Raw genomic sequence first — 15,299 nt, forward strand, 5'->3', positions numbered from 1 at the left:
CCGTCGGTCGCGGTGTGAGGCTAGGATCAGTTACACGTTCTCGGGTGTGCTAACTGATTTTGGAGGACTGTTGACTGCCGTTGTGCCTTCGCGGGGAGAACTCGAGGCTGTTAGACCCATGCCGGCGCGCATGGGTCCTAAAGGCAACCTGGTCTACAAGCTGATCACGACGACCGATCACAAGTTGATCGGCATGATGTACTGCGTCGCCTGCTTCATCTTCTTCATGATGGGCGGGCTGATGGCGCTGTTCATCCGGGCGGAGTTGGCGGTCCCCGGACTGCAGTTCCTGTCCAATGAGCAGTACAACCAGCTGTTCACCATGCACGGCACGGCGATGTTGCTGTTCTATGCGACGCCGATCGTGTTCGGGTTCGCCAACCTGGTGCTGCCGCTGCAGATCGGCGCCCCCGACGTGGCCTTCCCGCGGCTGAACGCACTGTCGTTCTGGCTCTTCGTCTTCGGCGCACTCATCGCACTGGCCGGATTCATCACCCCGGGCGGCGCCGCTGACTTCGGCTGGACCGCCTACACCCCGCTCTCGGATGCAATGCACTCGCCGGGCGCCGGTGGTGACCTGTGGGTTCTAGGACTGGCAGTCGGTGGTCTGGGCACCATCCTGGGTGCGGTCAACATGATCACCACCGTGGTGTGCATGCGTGCGCCGGGTATGACCATGTTCCGGATGCCGATCTTCACCTGGAACATCTTCGTCACCTCGATCCTGGTGCTGGTCGCCTTCCCACTGCTGACCGCCGCACTGTTCGGCCTTGCAGCTGACCGCCGGCTCGGCGCGCACATCTATGACCCGGCCAACGGCGGCACGATGCTGTTCCAGCATCTGTTCTGGTTCTTCGGCCACCCCGAGGTGTACATCCTGGCGCTGCCGTTCTTCGGCATCGTCTCGGAGATCTTCCCGGTGTTCTCCCGCAAGCCGATCTTCGGCTACACCACCCTGGTCTACGCCACGATCAGTATCGCGGCCCTGTCGATCGCGGTGTGGGCCCACCACATGTACGTCACGGGTGCGGTGCTGCTGCCGTTCTTCGCGTTCATGACGTTCCTGATCGCGGTGCCCACCGGCATCAAGTTCTTCAACTGGATCGGCACCATGTGGAAGGGCCGGCTGACGTTCGAGACGCCGATGCTGTTCTCACTGGGCTTCCTGGTGACCTTCCTGCTCGGTGGCCTCTCGGGTGTGCTGCTGGCCAGCCCACCGCTGGACTTCCACGTCAGTGACAGCTACTTCATCATCGCGCACTTCCACTACGTGCTGTTCGGCGTGATCGTGTTCGCCACCTACGCCGGCATCTACTTCTGGTTCCCGAAGATGACCGGACGCCTGCTCGATGAGCGGCTGGGCAAGCTGCACTTCTGGCTGACCTTCATCGGCTTCCACGCCACGTTTCTGGTGCAGCATTGGCTGGGCGACGAGGGTATGCCGCGCCGCTATGCCGACTACCTGCCCACCGACGGGTTCACCACGCTCAACATCGTCTCGACCATTGGGGCGTTCACCCTCGGCGTCTCGATGCTGCCGTTCCTGTGGAACATCTTCAAGAGCTGGCGTTACGGCGAGGTCGTCACCGTCGACGATCCGTGGGGTTACGGCAACTCCCTGGAGTGGGCCACCAGCTGCCCGCCGCCGCGGCACAACTTCACCGAGCTGCCCCAGATCCGTTCGGAGCGGCCGGCCTTCGAGCTGCACTACCCGCACATGGTGGAACGGATGCGGGCCGAGGCCCACGTCGGTCGCGCTCACGGACCCGCTGACGGGGACGTGACGCGGCTGGACGAGAACGTCCGCACCTAAGCGCGGGGATCCGCACAATCGGGGTATGAGCATGTCCAAGGTGTCGGTGCTGATCACCGTCACCGGTGTCGACCAGCCCGGGGTGACTTCGGCGCTGTTCGAGGTCCTGTCCCGCCACGAGGTCGATCTGCTCAATGTCGAGCAGGTCGTCATCCGAGGCCGGCTGACGCTGGGCGTGCTGGTGTCGGGTGGCGCTGATGTGGCCGACGGCGCCAAGTTGCGCGACGACGTCACCGACGCCATCCACGGGGTCGGGTTGGATGTCACGATCGAGCGCAGCGACGACTTGCCGATCATTCGCGAGCCGTCGACTCACACGATCGTGGTGCTCGGCCGGCCCATCACAGCCGCGGCGTTCGGCGTGGTGGCCCGTGAGGTCGCCGCGCTCGGGGTCAACATCGACTTCATCCGCGGGGTCTCCGACTATCCGGTGACCGGCCTCGAGCTTCGGGTGTCGGTGCCCGTCGGCGTCGGCGGCGAACTGCGCACCGTGCTGGCTCGGGTGGCGGCCGAGCAGGGCTTGGATGTCGCCGTCGAGAACTACTCGCTGGAGCGGCGCGCGAAGCGGCTCATCGTGTTCGACGTCGACTCGACGCTGATTCAGGGCGAGGTCATCGAGATGCTGGCCGAGCGGGCCGGGGCCGGCGAGGCGGTGGCCGCCGTTACCGAGGCGGCCATGCGTGGTGAGTTGGACTTCGCCGAGTCACTGCACCGCCGGGTGGCCACCCTGGCCGGGCTGCCGGCCGACGTGCTCGACGAGGTCGCCGAGCAGATTCAGCTGACCGCCGGCGCGCGCACCACGATCCGGACCTTGCGCCGCTTGGGTTTTCACTGCGGTGTCGTCTCCGGTGGTTTCCGTCAGGTGATCGATCCGCTGGCGCACGAGCTGATGCTGGATTTCGTGGCGGCCAACGAGCTGGAGATCGTGGACGGCAAGCTGACCGGGCGGGTGGTCGGTGAGGTGGTCGACCGCGCCGGCAAGGCCAAGGCGCTGCGCGATTTCGCTCAGGCCGCCGGGGTTCCGATGGAGCAGACCGTGGCCGTCGGCGACGGTGCCAACGACATCGACATGCTGGCCGCCGCGGGCCTGGGCGTGGCGTTCAACGCCAAGCCCGCCCTGCGGGAGGTCGCCGACGCGTCGCTGAGCCATCCCTACCTGGACACCGTGTTGTTCATCCTCGGGGTGACCCGCGCCGAGATCGAGGCCGCCGACGCCGTCGACGGCGTGCTGCGCCGAGTGGAGATTCCGCCCGAGTAAGTCGCGTGCTCAGATCACCACCGCGCTGCTGTGGTGGGTGGCCGAGCCGGTGACGCTGTGCCACGCTCGCCCGATCAGCTCGATGGCCTCAGTCAGCTGCGCCTCGGGCAGGGCGTAGGGAATCCGGACGAACCGTTCGAGCGTCCCGTCGACACCGAAGCGGGGGCCGGGCGGCAACTCCACTCCCAGCCGCGACGCCGAGGCACACATCGCCGAGCTGATCGGCGCGGGCAGCTGCACCCACAGCGACATCCCGCCGGTGCCGGGCAGCGGGCGCCATTCCGGTAGGTGCCGCTCGATCAGATCCAGCAGCAGGGCGCGCCGGCCCCGCAGGATCTCGCGGCGCTCCGGTAAGACGTCCTCGGTTCGTTCGGTGAGAAGCCATGCGGCGGCGAGCTGTTCGATCACCGACGTGCCCAGGTCGATGGACGGGCGAATGGCGCGGATGGTCGCCAGCACGTTCGGTTCGGCCCGGATCCAGCCGATGCGCATGCCGCCCCAAAACGATTTGGACATCGAGCCCACCGTGATCATCAGGTCGGTGCGCGAGGTCATCGACGCGCCCAGTGGCGCGGGCACCGGCTCGTCGAGCCAGATGTCGGTCATCGTCTCGTCGACTATGGTGCGGGTGCGGGTTTCAGAGATGATGTTGCACAATCGTTTTCGATCGGATGCGGGCATCGACAAGCCGGTGGGGTTGTGGTTGTCGGGCACCAGGTAAGCCAATGTGGGTGCCAGTTGGCGCACCGCGGAATGGATCGCCTCCAGGTCCCAGCCGTCGTTGCTCACCGGAACCGGGATCGGGCGGGCGCCGGCAGTCCCGATCGCCGTCAGCGCCCCGTGGTAGGTGGGCTGCTCGACGAGCACGCGATCGCCGGGCTGGGCGTAGGTGGCCAGGATCAGCGCGATCGCATGCTGTGCACCGCTGGTGACCATGATCTGGTCTGCAGTGGTGGGAAATCCTCTGGCGCAATACCGTTCGGCGATCGCGGTCCGGAATGCCAGGATGCCCCGCATATCGTGGCCGGTGTGCTGCAGATACGACGGCGCCTGGCGGGCTGCCTCGGCGAAGGCCTCCTGGACCGCGCTGGCTGGGGCGGCGAGCGCGGCGGCGGCGAGGTTGATGGCTGTTGGGAGCTCGCCGGTCACGACGACCGGGGAGTGCGGCAGCGCGATCGTGCTGCGTGCGCCGCGGCGGGCGTGCAGGTAGCCGCTGTCGCCCAATGCGGTGTAGGCCGCGGTGACGGTGGTCCGGGACACGTGGAGCGCGTCGGCCAGTGCGCGCTCGCTGGGCAGCCGCGAGCCGACCGGCAGGCGCCCGTCGACGATCAGCATGCGGAGGCCGTCGGCCAGGCCCTGATAGCTCGGTCCGCTGCGGCTGGAGGTGCGCCAGTTGCCCAGTTCCCGGGCCACAAGCTCGCTGTCGAGGGCTCTGGCCGGCAGTGGTGTCGTCATTTGAAGGCCAGTATCCGCTGACTGGCTATTGATTGGCAAGCCAGTCGTCGCAAGCATGGATGCCATGAGTACGTGGTTTTCCCGGATGGGTCGGCGGTTGTCGGCGCTGCTCGACCCCCAGTTAGGCCCGTGGAACCCGCCGTCGTCGGACTGGAACGACGTGGACGCCGACCTGCGCCGGCTGCGCACCGACCTGGACGCGATCCGAGTGCGCTTCCCCGACCACGGGTGAGCGCGACCGTGCGGGGGGCCACCCTGCTGACCGGGCTGGGCTGTTACGGCTTCTCGATGGCGATGATGGTCCGCGCCGGGCTCGGCCTGGACCCGTGGGACGTGTTCCACCAGGGATTGACCCGGCACACACCGATGACCATCGGGGTCGCCTCGGCGGTGGTCGGCGTCGTCGTGCTGCTGGCCTGGATCCCGTTACGCAACAAGCCGGGCATCGGCACCGTCGCCAACGTGATCGTCATCGCCGTGACCGTTGACGCCGGCCTGGCGGTCCTGGTTGCTCCCGAGTCGGTGCCTGCCCGGACGGCAATGATGCTCGGTGCCGTGCTGCTCAACGCCGTGGCCACCGTGCTGTACGTGGGTGCCGGCCTGGGGCCGGGCCCCCGCGACGGTCTCATGACGGGACTGGTTGGGCGGACTGGTCTTTCGGTGCGCCTGGTCCGCACTGCGATCGAGGCCACCGTGCTGGGTGCCGGCTGGCTGCTTGGCGGCAGCGTCGGAGTCGGGACGGTCATCTATGCGTTCGGCATCGGGCCGATGGTGCAATTGGTGTTGCGGTTGACGCCGGCTCGGGTCCTGGCGTGCAGCGGGTGGGCGGCAGTCGTCGCCGATGGCGATCGCGATGCTGAACCCGGTGCGAGGCGGAAATTAACGCAGCCGAAACACTAAAAGCAATCTGTATACAGAGTATGCATTAGTTTCAACGGCGGAATCACCCCTCGAGACGATCAGAGGACCGCCATGGCGACACAGGACAGCTCAAGCGCATCACAACCGGGACTGCGGGCAGGCGCATTGCGCGCCGGCGACGTCGTCGTCATGGCACTGGCCAGCTCGGGTCCCACCCAGAGCGTCGCGGTGAGCCTGGCCGCGATCCTGGCCACCGTCGCCTACGCGGGCTTCCTGCCGATCCTGATCTGCTTCGTCCCGATGCTCGGCATCGCGCTGGGCTATCAGCGGCTGCACGCCTGGCAACCGAGTGCGGGCGCCACCTACTCCTGGGTGGGGCGGGTCCTAAACCCGCACATGGGTTTCTTCGCCGGCTGGATCATGCTGCTCTACTACACCGTCGGCACCACAAGCCTGACGATCCCGCTGGGCACCTATCTGCTCAGCTTCTTCTCCGATGACGCCGCCAACAACGCGGTGGCCGTCGCGGCCGTGGGAACGGTGTTCAACCTGCTCGTGCTGGTCATCGCGGCGATCGGCGTGCAGCTGTCCTCGAAGTTCCAATGGATGTGGGCGATTTTCGAATACGCCCTTGTCATCGGCTTCGCCATCGCCGCGGTCATCTACATCGCCGGCGACCACCCCGGCGTGGTCCACATCGACTCGTCCTGGTTCACCATCGAGGGCGCGGGCGGATTCAAGGCACTGATTTCCGGTGTGCTGCTGGCGATCTTCCTGTACTCCGGCTGGGACACCGCGGCCTACGTGGGGGAGGAGTCGTCGGGCAAGCGCGCCGGCCGGGCGGCGGTGACCAGCGTGGTGCTGCTGTTCGTCATCTACTCGGTGTGCGTCCTGGCGTTCCAGGGCATCGCGCCGATGCAGGAGATGCAGGATCACGCCGCGAACATCCTGGCCTTCGTCGGGGACCGGATCGGCGGCAGCTTCTGGGCCCAGGTCATGATCGTCGCCGTCCTGGGCGGGACGCTGGCCTCGCTGCTCGCTGCGATCGTCAGCTCGTCGCGCATCGGCTATGCGATGGGACGCGACCGGGTCATTCCCGCTTGGTTCGGTAAGACGAGCGCGCGCTACCAGACACCGTGGAACGCCACCATCTTGTTCGGTCTGCTCAACCTGGTGTTCCTGTGGGGCTCAACGCTCATCGACTCGGTCGGTGCAGCCCTGGCCGACGTGGTCAGCACCCTGGGCTTGATGGCCGCGATCTTCTATCTGCTCACCGCAACCACCGCGATCTGGTGCTACCGACACCGAATCACCGCCAGCGCCACCGATTTCGTCGTCGGTGGCCTGCTGCCGGGGCTGGGCGCCGCCTTCATGGCCTTCGTCGTTATCTACTCGGTCGCCTCCGGCTCGCTCAATGGCGTCGAACTCGCCTTCGGCGTGGGGCTGGCCCTGGTCGGCGTGGTGCTCTCGTTCATCTCGGCCCGCGTCGGGCGGGCGGAGTTCTACACCGACCCGCGCCGCACCTACGACAGCGACGCCCCAGCACCATCCTGACTGTCGGCACTCGCGGTCAACCCAGACCGACCGCCGCCGGCGCGATGCGGCACGATGGTGCAGTGCCCGACGCCGCCGACGAGGTCGACCCCGACCTGCTGATCGACTTCCGGAAAGTCTCGCTGCGCCGTGGGGGCCGTGTGCTCGTGGGGCCCATCACCTGGCAGGTCGAACTCGACGAACGCTGGGTGGTGATCGGTCCCAACGGGGCAGGCAAGACCTCGCTGCTGCGTGTTGCCGCCGCCATGGAGCACCCGTCGTCCGGCACCGCCTACGTGCTGGGGGAGCGGCTGGGCCGCACCGACATGGGCGAGCTGCGCCAGCGGGTCGGCCTGAGCAGTTCGGCACTGTCGCAGCGGGTGCCCGACGACGAGGTGGTGCGCGACCTGGTGGTCTCGGCGGGTTACGCCGTGCTGGGACGGTGGCGGGAGAACTACGAGGATCTCGACTACGCCCAGGCCGTCGACATGCTCGAAAGCGTTGGCGCCGAGCACCTGGCCGAGCGCACGTACGGCACGCTGTCCGAGGGTGAGCGCAAGCGGGTGCTCATCGCCCGGTCGCTGATGACCGATCCCGAGTTGCTGTTGCTCGACGAACCGGCCGCCGGGCTCGACCTCGGCGGTCGCGAGGAACTGGTCGCCCGGCTGGCCGACCTGGCCGCCGACCCGGACTCGCCGGCGCTGGTGCTGGTCACCCACCACGTCGAGGAGATCCCGCCCGGCTTCAGCCATTGCCTGCTGCTCTCGGAGGGTCAGGTGGTGGCCGCCGGGCTGCTGCATGACACCCTGACAGCCGAGAACCTGTCCACGGCGTTCGGGCAATCGATCGCGCTGGACACCATCGACGGCCGCTACTTCGCCCGGCGGGTGCGCAGCCGCGCGGCCCACAGGAGGCGTCTGTGAGCGACAGTCGACGATGCGGGCCGAGGGACGAGGTCCGAGGAGGAGCGAGCAATTGACCGACGACACACCCGAACCGTTGCCGGCCCGTCCCGCGGCGACGGTGATGCTGGTCCGCGACACCCCGGCGGACGGTGTCGAGGTCTTTCTCATGCGCCGCCACCACGCGATGGAGTTCGCCGGCGGTGTGATGGTGTTCCCCGGCGGCGGGGTCGACGACCGCGACCGTAACTCCGATATCGCCTGGTACGGCCCCGAACCGCGGTGGTGGGCCGACCGGTTCGGCATCGAGGCCGACCTGGCCGAAGCGCTGGTGTGCGCTGCGGCACGCGAGACCTTCGAGGAGTCCGGCGTGCTCTTCGCCGGCCCGGCCGACGATCCCGATGGCATTGTCGCCGACGCGTCCGTCTACCACGAGACGCGCGCGGCACTGGTCAATCGAAGCTTGTCGTTCTCCGATTTCCTGCGGCGGGAAAATCTGGTGCTGCGGGCCGACCTGCTGCGGCCCTGGGCGAACTGGGTCACTCCCGAGGAGGAGCGCACCCGCCGCTACGACACCTACTTCTTCGTCGGCGCACTGCCCGAGGGCCAGCGCGCCGATGGCCACAACACCGAGACCGACCATGCCGCGTGGGCCAGCCCAGAGGCCGCGATCGAAGACTTCGCCGAAGGGCGCAGTTTCCTGTTGCCGCCAACCTGGACGCAGCTGGATTCCCTGGCCGGGCGCACCGTCGGCGAGGTGCTCGCCCTGGAGCGCCAGATTGCGGTGGTTCAGCCCAATCTGACTGTGCGCAACGGCAATTGGGAGATCGAGTTCTTCGACAGCGACCGCTACAACGCTGCCCGCAACCGGCGCAGCCCGGCGGGCAGCAGCCACGTGGCCGGGGAGTAACGTGCGCGAGTTCGTCAGCATCCACGTTGGTGAGCAGTATCCCGGGGTGGGCGTCCTGCTGGTGGACCGGCCGCCGACGAACGCCCTGACCCGGCAGACCTACCGTGAACTGGTGTCCGCCACCGATGAGCTGGCCGGCCGCGACGACATCGCGACCGTCATCCTGTTCGGCGGTCACGAGATCTTCTCCGCCGGCGACGACGTTCCCGAACTGCGCACGCTGGACCGGCGGGAGGCCGAGGCCGCCGATCTGCTGCGTCGGCGGGGCATCGACGCCGTCGCCGCCATTCCGAAGCCGACCGTTGCCGCCATCACCGGCTACGCCCTGGGCGCGGGCCTGAGCCTGGCGCTGGCGGCCGATTGGCGGATCAGCGGTGACAACGTCAGGGTGGGCGCCACCGAGATCCTGGCCGGGTTGGTCCCCGGCGGTGGCGGGGGCGAACGGCTGGCCCGTGCCGTCGGGGCCGCGCGCGCCAAGGAGATGGCCTACAGCGGCCGGTTCCTCGACGCCAAAGAGGCCATGACGCTCGGCCTGATCGACGAGATGGTTGCCCCCGACGACGTGTTCGATGCCGCCGCCGCGTGGGCGGGCCGGTTCGTCGGCGCCGCCCCGGCCGCGCTGGCCGGCGCCAAGGCCCTGATCGACGGCCGCCTCGATGCTGGTGAGCAGGCACAACGCTACGGTGAGGTCTTCTCCGCCGGCGATGCCGGTTAGGCTGCCCTGCATGACGGAGATCAATACCGCCGACGAGCTGGCCCCCAACCCGCACGCCACCGCCGAGCAGGTCGAGGCGGCCCGCCACGACACCAAGCTCGCGCAGGTCCTCTACCACGACTGGGAAGCCGAGTCCTACGACGACAAGTGGTCGATCTCCTACGACCAGCGCTGCATCGACTACGCCCGCGGACGGTTCGACGCCATCGTCCCCGCCGACGAGATCCGCAAACTGCCCTACGACCGGGCCCTGGAGCTGGGCTGCGGCACCGGCTTCTTCCTGCTCAACCTGATCCAGGCCGGAGTGGCACGCCGCGGTTCGGTGACCGATCTGTCCCCTGGCATGGTCAAGGTCGCCACCCGCAATGGGCAGTCGCTGGGCCTCGACGTGGACGGCCGAGTCGCCGACGCCGAGGGCATTCCGTATGACGACAACACCTTCGACCTGGTCGTCGGCCATGCCGTGCTGCACCACATCCCCGACGTGGAGCTCTCGCTGCGGGAGGTCGTGCGGGTGCTCAAGCCGGGCGGGCGGTTCGTCTTCGCCGGCGAGCCCACCACGGTGGGTAACGCCTACGCCCGGCGGTTGGCCGACCTGACCTGGAAGACCACCGTCGCGGCCATGAAACTGCCCGGGCTGGGCAGCTGGCGGCGCCCGCAGGCCGAGCTGGACGAGAACTCTCGCGCGGCGGCCCTGGAGTGGATCGTCGATCTGCACACGTTCGAGCCTGCCGACCTGGAGCGGATGGCGGCCAACGCCGGCGCCGTGCAGGTGCGCACCGCCAGCGAAGAGTTCACCGCCGCGATGCTGGGGTGGCCGGTGCGCACGTTCGAATCGACCGTGCCGCCGGGCAAGCTGGGCTGGGGCTGGGCCAAGTTCGCCTTCGGCGGCTGGACCACGCTGTCGTGGGTCGATGCCAACATCTGGCGCCGGGTCGTGCCGAAGGGCTGGTTCTACAACGTCATGGTCACCGGGGTTAAGCCGTCCTGAAGTTCGATCGTGCCGACGTCGCCTACCTGAGCAGTACTGCGGGCGGGGCTGCGCTGGCCGACGTGGCCCGCTACCGGCTCAGCGACGCCAGCCGGGTGGCCGACGTCGCCGCCATCCGGGACCGGTTCGCCGGGCACGCGACCGCGCTGATCGAGACCACGCTGCTGCGCCGCAAGGCCGTCACCAAGCTCAGCGGGCTGGCGGACGTGTCCGATTGGTTGTTCACCGACGACGCACTGCAGCAGGCCACCGCGGCGCCGGTGGCCCGCCACCGGGCGGCCCGGCTGGCCGGTGCGGTGGTGCACGACGCGACCTGCTCGATCGGCACCGAACTGGCCGCGCTGCGCGACACCGCGGCCTACCTGCTCGGCAGCGACGTCGACGAGGTCCGGTTGGCCATGGCTGCGCACAATGTGCCCGGCGTTCCGCTGTGCCGAGCCGACGCGCTGCGACCGGTCAGCCGTGACGCGGTGGTGCTGCTGGACCCGGCGCGCCGCAGCGGCGGGCGGCGCCGGTTCGATCCGCGCGGCTACACCCCGCCGCTGGACGACCTGCTCGACGTCTACCGGGGCCGAGCCACGGTGATCAAGTGTGCGCCCGGGATCGACTTCGACGGGTTGGCGCGCCTGGGTTTTGACGGCGAGATCGAGGTGACCTCCGCCGGCGGTTCGGTGCGGGAGGCCTGTCTGTGGTCGGCGGCGCTGGCCGAGCCGGGGGTGCGCCGCCGGGCCTGTGTCCTGGACCGCGACGAGGTGGTCACCGACGCCGACCCCGACGACTGCCCGACCCGGCCCGCCGGGAGGTGGATCGTCGATCCCGACGGCGCGATCGTGCGCGCGGGTCTGGTCCGCCACTACGGCGCCCGGCACGGCCTCTGGCAGCTCGACCCGGAGATTGCCTACCTCAGCGGCGACCGGGTGCCCGCCGGGGTGCGCGGATTCGAGGTACTCGACGAGGTTCCGCTGCGGGAAAAGGTTCTGCGGCATGAGCTTTCGCAACGCGACTGTGGACCGCTGGAGATCCTGGTTCGCGGCGTCGATGTCGACCCCGACGCCCTGCGCCGGCGGCTGCGTCCGGCCGGCCGAACGGCGCTGTCACTGGTGATCACCCGCATCGGTGCCGGGGTGGGCGAACGGACGGTCGTCTTCGTCTGCCGGGCGCACGCGGCCACCGAATAGCGTCGGATACCGCCGCGGCAACTCTGGGCGTGCTCAGCCAGCCGGGTCGAAGCTGTACACCTGCCCGGCGCTGGTGGCCACCACCACCCGACGGTCATGACCCACCGACACGCCGACCGGGAAGCCGTCGGCCTGGGGCATCGGAAAGCTGTTGAGTGTGCGGCCGTTGGCGGGGTCGAAGACCAGCACCGACAGGCTCGATGGCGGGTCGGCGACGACGGTGTAGGCGACGTCGGCGCCGGCCTGGCTCGACGTGGTCAGTGGCGTGACGTCGTCGCGGCGCCACGCGATCTCGGCGCGGTCGCCGCCGTCCTTGAGTGCCACCAGGCGGGTGTCGGGTCCGCCGCCGGCGACGATCAGACCACCAGGTGTCACCGATGGCGGTGTCCGCGGCTGAAAGCCAAGCGGTACAGACCACTTCGCCTTGCCATCCGAGGCGTTCAGCGCCCACAGCTTGCCGTCGCGGCCGTTGACGTAGACGGTCTTACCGTCGGCGGACAACACCGGTGCGGCCTGGATTCCGGCCCCGACGGCCTCGCTGGTCCATTCCCGGGTGATCAAGGGTGTCTGGCCGGGGTGGTACTGCAGGCCGACCAGCGCCGAGGATGTGGCGCCGGGCTGCCACAGGCTGACCACGATCGTGCTGGTCGATGCGGCGAACGCCGGGGGTGCGGCGACCGGGCATTGCGGCAGTTCCTGTGCGCAGTCGGTCAGTCCGCGGGTGGAGTCCGTCGGATCGAGGCCTTCGACCAGATCCACCGGCGTGCCCATGACGGTGCCGCGATGTGAGTCGAACACCACCACCTGCCCGAGATGGGTGACTACCAGCAGCTGGCCGGCGCCGAGAAACCGTGCGGTGGTGGGCATTCCGATGACGTTCTGACGCCAACGGATCCACTGGGTGGGCGGGTAGGACAGCATCATCCCGGGCTGGCCGATGTAGAGGTTGTCGAATTGATCGAACAGCGCGCTGGTGAAACCGCCGCCGAGCACCATGCGGGTGCACCAGCGCTGGCGGCCGTTGTTGTCGTTCTCCCACACCATCAGCGAGCAGCCGCCCGCGGTCTGCCCGTTGACGGCCAGATAGCTGCCCGCACCGAGGGCGGCGCCCGCCCCGAGTTCGCCCTTGACGGAGCGACTCCAGCGCAACGTCAGGGCCGAAGCGCCGCCGGTGGCGGTATAGCTGCTGTTGGCGGCGTCGCCGTACTGGGCCGACCAGCCCGGTGCGGCGCTGGACTCCACCCACGAGTCGGTGTTGCCACAGCCGGTCAAGCCGCTGACGACCAGCAAGGTCGACGCCGACGCCAGCAATCGCCGCAGCACCCGTGTCCTTTCCATCCCGCAGTGTGACAGTACAGGCGAGGGTAACCCGAGTGCGGCAGGCGCTAGGCTGTCCGGCCATGACGTCCATGTGGGGTTCGCCGATCCACAAGCGCTGGATGGGTTCGCGGCTGCGTGACCCGCGCCAGGCCAAGTTCCTCACCAGGGACTCGCTGCGGTGGGTCGTCGCCAACCGGGCCTACACACCCTGGTACCTGGTGCGCTACTGGCGGCTGCTGAAGTTCAAGCTGGCCAATCCGCACATCATCACCCGCGGCATGGTGTTCCTCGGCAAGAACGTCGAGATCCACGCCACCCCGGAGCTGGCGCAGCTGGAGATCGGGCGGTGGGTCCACATCGGGGACAAGAACACCATCCGGGCCCACGAGGGTTCGCTGCGCATCGGCGACAAGGTCGTCCTGGGCCGCGACAATGTCATCAACTGCTATCTAGACATCGAACTGGGCGACTCGGCGTTGATGGCCGACTGGTGCTACGTGTGCGACTTTGACCACAAGATGGACAACATCGAGATGCCGATCAAGGACCAGGGCATCATCAAGAGCCCGGTGCGCATCGGTCCGGACACCTGGATCGCGGCGAAGGTCACCGTGCTGCGGGGCACCACCGTCGGGCGGGGTTGCGTGCTCGGCGCCCACGCCGTGGTCAAGGGCGACATCCCGGACTATTCGATCGCGGTCGGCTCCCCGGCCAAGGTGGTGAAGAACCGCAAGCTGTCCTGGGAGACCTCGGCGGCACAGCGCGCCGAGCTGGCGGCGGCATTGGCCGACATCGAGCGCAAGAAGGCCGCCCGCTGACCTCCTGGGCGACCAGGGCCATAGGTCCCACGACAGCGGGCCATTGGGCACTATGGCCGGGCGTTTGCGCGGGGTTATGCAGAGATTCCATTCACTCGCCGGGGAGGACACTGTGAAGATTTCTGCACTCATCAAGCCGGTGCTGACCCTCATCCTCAGCGTCATCGTCGCCATGGCCGTCGCACCGCTGGCGTCGGCCGACTACCCGATCGTCGGGAAGCTGGGCAGCACGCTGACGATGACCGACAGCGTCGGCCAGGTTGGGCTCAGTTGGACGGTCAGCGACCTCAAACCCTGCAACGACGTGATGCCGGGCTATCCGGTGGCCGGCCAGCTCTGGGAAGCCACCGCAACCGTCAACGCCATCAGCGGCCCGGTGACCCCGGCGATCTCACAGTTCAACGCCGTCGCCCCCAACCAGGCGGCCTACCGGGTGCTGTGGCAGGTCGCCAGCCCGACCAACATCAGCGGCGCCACCATCCCGCAGGGCGCGCAGGCGACCGGCAAGATCCACTTCGACGTCACCGGCCCGGCGCCGACCATGGTCACCATGAACAACGGCATACAGGATCTGCTGATCTGGACGCCCTGAGCGTCGCGCGACAAGCGATGTCTCCGGTGATCTCGCATGTCGAACAACATCGCCGGCCGGAACGGGACAGATTACTTCGGCGGCTGACGCCCCGGAAAGTGGTGTGGGAGAGCGATTTCCCGCCGTCACGCGTTGTTCGTGGCGGGCTGCAAGATCCGGTTCGACAGATCCATCAGCGCGGAGTGCAGGTCGGCATCGCCGATATCGGCGAACTGTGGGTTGGCTGCCACACTGCCCACGCCGCCGAAGAACAAGGTGAACGCGATTCGGCTGGTGACGTCGGGGTCTGGACCTTCCAGGAGTTCGCGTATTCGATCAGTCGCGGCATGCAGTTCGGGTGAACCAACCTGGGCGACGGCAGGATCGGCGTGAAATACCGCCGCCAGTTGCCGGTGGCGTACGCACATTTCAACCAAGCCGCTGATGACGACGGCCCGCTGCGCCTCCCAGCTCGGCAGTGCCTCAGCGATTTTGATGACCCGTGAGGTGTCATCGAGGACGGGACGCAAAACCTCCTGGACGATCTCTTCCTTGGACGAAAACTGGTAGTAGACCGCTGCTTTGCTGACCCCGAGGCGCTCGGCGATCATTCTCAGCGACGTGCCGTGCACCCCATGTTCGACGAACAGCGCAAGCGCGGCACCAAGCACCCGTTCCCTGGCGAGGCCCCGCGGTGACACCGGCTTCGCCACGTCAATTCCTCCGCATGTTCATCGGTCGACCGAGTGTTCCAGGCTAACGCGTGGTGGCGATCCGCCGGTCAGACGACGTGTCGAAAGCATACCGAAATTGACCGATCGACTTGTTATAACTTGACTTGTCACCTAGCTTTAGTTTGGCATTCAGTCAACTAATCGACGGGTGCGACTGCCGCCGGGTTGCACCGGCCGCGGTGCTCCGAGGTCCGCTTCTAGACGGCACGTCGACGTTCCCGCGAGGCGCGTCGAGGCAAA

15 protein-coding genes are annotated in these 15,299 nt (G+C 67.9%); 12 read left to right on the forward strand and 3 right to left on the reverse strand.

Annotation, left to right across the window (positions count from 1 at the left end; translation table 11 throughout):
- Window positions 1–70 precede the first annotated feature (70 nt).
- Both ctaD and serB read left to right on the forward strand, forming a co-directional pair.
- Window positions 71–1,813, forward strand: coding sequence for an aa3-type cytochrome oxidase subunit I (ctaD, locus tag ADBZ9K_RS15815; protein WP_526622026.1), 1,743 nt, complete (start codon window positions 71–73; stop codon window positions 1,811–1,813).
- A 31-nt stretch (window positions 1,814–1,844) separates the two neighbouring features.
- Window positions 1,845–3,071 (forward strand): phosphoserine phosphatase SerB, encoded by a 1,227-nt coding sequence (gene serB / locus ADBZ9K_RS15820; RefSeq protein ID WP_526622697.1) that lies wholly within the window; start codon window positions 1,845–1,847, stop codon window positions 3,069–3,071.
- Window positions 3,072–3,080: 9 nt separating this feature from the next.
- Here serB and yczR read toward each other — a convergent pair whose 3' ends face one another.
- Window positions 3,081–4,526 carry a MocR-like transcription factor YczR gene (gene yczR, locus ADBZ9K_RS15825; protein ID WP_526622028.1) on the reverse strand — a complete coding sequence of 482 codons (1,446 nt, stop codon included), beginning with the start codon at window positions 4,524–4,526 and terminating at the stop codon, window positions 3,081–3,083.
- 64 nt (window positions 4,527–4,590) lie between these two features.
- Here yczR and ADBZ9K_RS15830 point away from each other — a divergent pair, with 64 nt between their 5' ends.
- The 8 genes from ADBZ9K_RS15830 (at window position 4,591) to ADBZ9K_RS15865 (ending at window position 11,616) form a co-directional block, all read left to right on the forward strand.
- Entirely contained in the window at window positions 4,591–4,758 is a 168-nt protein-coding gene (locus ADBZ9K_RS15830) for a hypothetical protein (protein ID WP_526622030.1), read from the forward strand.
- Window positions 4,755–5,426, forward strand: coding sequence for a membrane protein YczE (gene yczE / locus ADBZ9K_RS15835; RefSeq protein WP_526622031.1), 672 nt, complete (start codon window positions 4,755–4,757; stop codon window positions 5,424–5,426). Before ADBZ9K_RS15830 ends, yczE begins: the two co-directional genes overlap by 4 nt.
- Before the next feature lie 72 nt (window positions 5,427–5,498).
- Window positions 5,499–6,941, forward strand: coding sequence for an amino acid permease (locus ADBZ9K_RS15840; RefSeq protein WP_526622033.1), 1,443 nt, complete (start codon window positions 5,499–5,501; stop codon window positions 6,939–6,941).
- A 44-nt stretch (window positions 6,942–6,985) separates the two neighbouring features.
- Window positions 6,986–7,843, forward strand: coding sequence for an ABC transporter ATP-binding protein (locus ADBZ9K_RS15845; RefSeq protein ID WP_526622034.1), 858 nt, complete (start codon window positions 6,986–6,988; stop codon window positions 7,841–7,843).
- Window positions 7,844–7,856: 13 nt separating this feature from the next.
- Entirely contained in the window at window positions 7,857–8,732 is an 876-nt protein-coding gene (locus ADBZ9K_RS15850; protein WP_526622036.1) for an NUDIX hydrolase, read from the forward strand.
- 1 nt (window position 8,733) lies between these two features.
- Window positions 8,734–9,447 carry an enoyl-CoA hydratase gene (locus tag ADBZ9K_RS15855; protein ID WP_526622038.1) on the forward strand — a complete coding sequence of 238 codons (714 nt, stop codon included), beginning with the start codon at window positions 8,734–8,736 and terminating at the stop codon, window positions 9,445–9,447.
- A gap of 10 nt (window positions 9,448–9,457) precedes the next feature.
- Window positions 9,458–10,438: a class I SAM-dependent methyltransferase gene (locus ADBZ9K_RS15860; RefSeq protein ID WP_526622040.1), complete on the forward strand. Its 981-nt coding sequence runs from the start codon at window positions 9,458–9,460 to the stop codon at window positions 10,436–10,438.
- A complete protein-coding gene (locus ADBZ9K_RS15865; protein WP_526622698.1) occupies window positions 10,435–11,616 on the forward strand; it encodes a THUMP-like domain-containing protein in 1,182 nt (393 codons plus the stop codon). The genes ADBZ9K_RS15860 and ADBZ9K_RS15865 overlap by 4 nt, the downstream gene beginning before the upstream one ends.
- A gap of 33 nt (window positions 11,617–11,649) precedes the next feature.
- Here ADBZ9K_RS15865 and ADBZ9K_RS15870 read toward each other — a convergent pair whose 3' ends face one another.
- Window positions 11,650–12,939, reverse strand: a complete 1,290-nt coding sequence (locus ADBZ9K_RS15870) for a BamB-related PQQ repeat family beta-propellar protein (RefSeq protein ID WP_526622042.1) — start codon at window positions 12,937–12,939, stop codon at window positions 11,650–11,652.
- Between the two features lie 77 nt (window positions 12,940–13,016).
- Here ADBZ9K_RS15870 and ADBZ9K_RS15875 point away from each other — a divergent pair, with 77 nt between their 5' ends.
- Both ADBZ9K_RS15875 and ADBZ9K_RS15880 read left to right on the forward strand, forming a co-directional pair.
- On the forward strand, window positions 13,017–13,754 hold the full coding sequence (locus tag ADBZ9K_RS15875; protein ID WP_526622044.1) for an acyltransferase: 738 nt from the start codon (window positions 13,017–13,019) through the stop codon (window positions 13,752–13,754).
- A gap of 172 nt (window positions 13,755–13,926) precedes the next feature.
- Window positions 13,927–14,346, forward strand: coding sequence for a DUF1942 domain-containing protein (locus ADBZ9K_RS15880; RefSeq protein WP_526622700.1), 420 nt, complete (start codon window positions 13,927–13,929; stop codon window positions 14,344–14,346).
- A 125-nt stretch (window positions 14,347–14,471) separates the two neighbouring features.
- Here ADBZ9K_RS15880 and ADBZ9K_RS15885 read toward each other — a convergent pair whose 3' ends face one another.
- Entirely contained in the window at window positions 14,472–15,038 is a 567-nt protein-coding gene (locus ADBZ9K_RS15885; protein WP_526622046.1) for a TetR/AcrR family transcriptional regulator, read from the reverse strand.
- Between the last annotated feature and the right edge of the window lie 261 nt (window positions 15,039–15,299).

It is taken from the genome of Mycobacterium sp., from assembly GCF_965229265.1.
Taxonomy (GTDB): Bacteria; Actinomycetota; Actinomycetes; order Mycobacteriales; family Mycobacteriaceae; genus Mycobacterium.

Excerpts from the sequence above, each read along its gene's own strand:
- serB (WP_526622697.1), top strand. The coding sequence starts at position 1,845 with ATGTCCAAGGTGTCGGTGCTGATCACCGTCACCGGTGTCGACCAGCCC.
- yczR (WP_526622028.1), bottom strand. The coding sequence starts at position 4,526 with ATGACGACACCACTGCCGGCCAGAGCCCTCGACAGCGAGCTTGTGGCC.
- ADBZ9K_RS15830 (WP_526622030.1), top strand. The coding sequence starts at position 4,591 with ATGAGTACGTGGTTTTCCCGGATGGGTCGGCGGTTGTCGGCGCTGCTC.
- ADBZ9K_RS15840 (WP_526622033.1), top strand. The coding sequence starts at position 5,499 with ATGGCGACACAGGACAGCTCAAGCGCATCACAACCGGGACTGCGGGCA.
- ADBZ9K_RS15845 (WP_526622034.1), top strand. The coding sequence starts at position 6,986 with ATGCGGCACGATGGTGCAGTGCCCGACGCCGCCGACGAGGTCGACCCC.
- ADBZ9K_RS15850 (WP_526622036.1), top strand. The coding sequence starts at position 7,857 with ATGCGGGCCGAGGGACGAGGTCCGAGGAGGAGCGAGCAATTGACCGAC.
- ADBZ9K_RS15860 (WP_526622040.1), top strand. The coding sequence starts at position 9,458 with ATGACGGAGATCAATACCGCCGACGAGCTGGCCCCCAACCCGCACGCC.
- ADBZ9K_RS15875 (WP_526622044.1), top strand. The coding sequence starts at position 13,017 with ATGACGTCCATGTGGGGTTCGCCGATCCACAAGCGCTGGATGGGTTCG.
- ADBZ9K_RS15880 (WP_526622700.1), top strand. The coding sequence starts at position 13,927 with ATGGCCGTCGCACCGCTGGCGTCGGCCGACTACCCGATCGTCGGGAAG.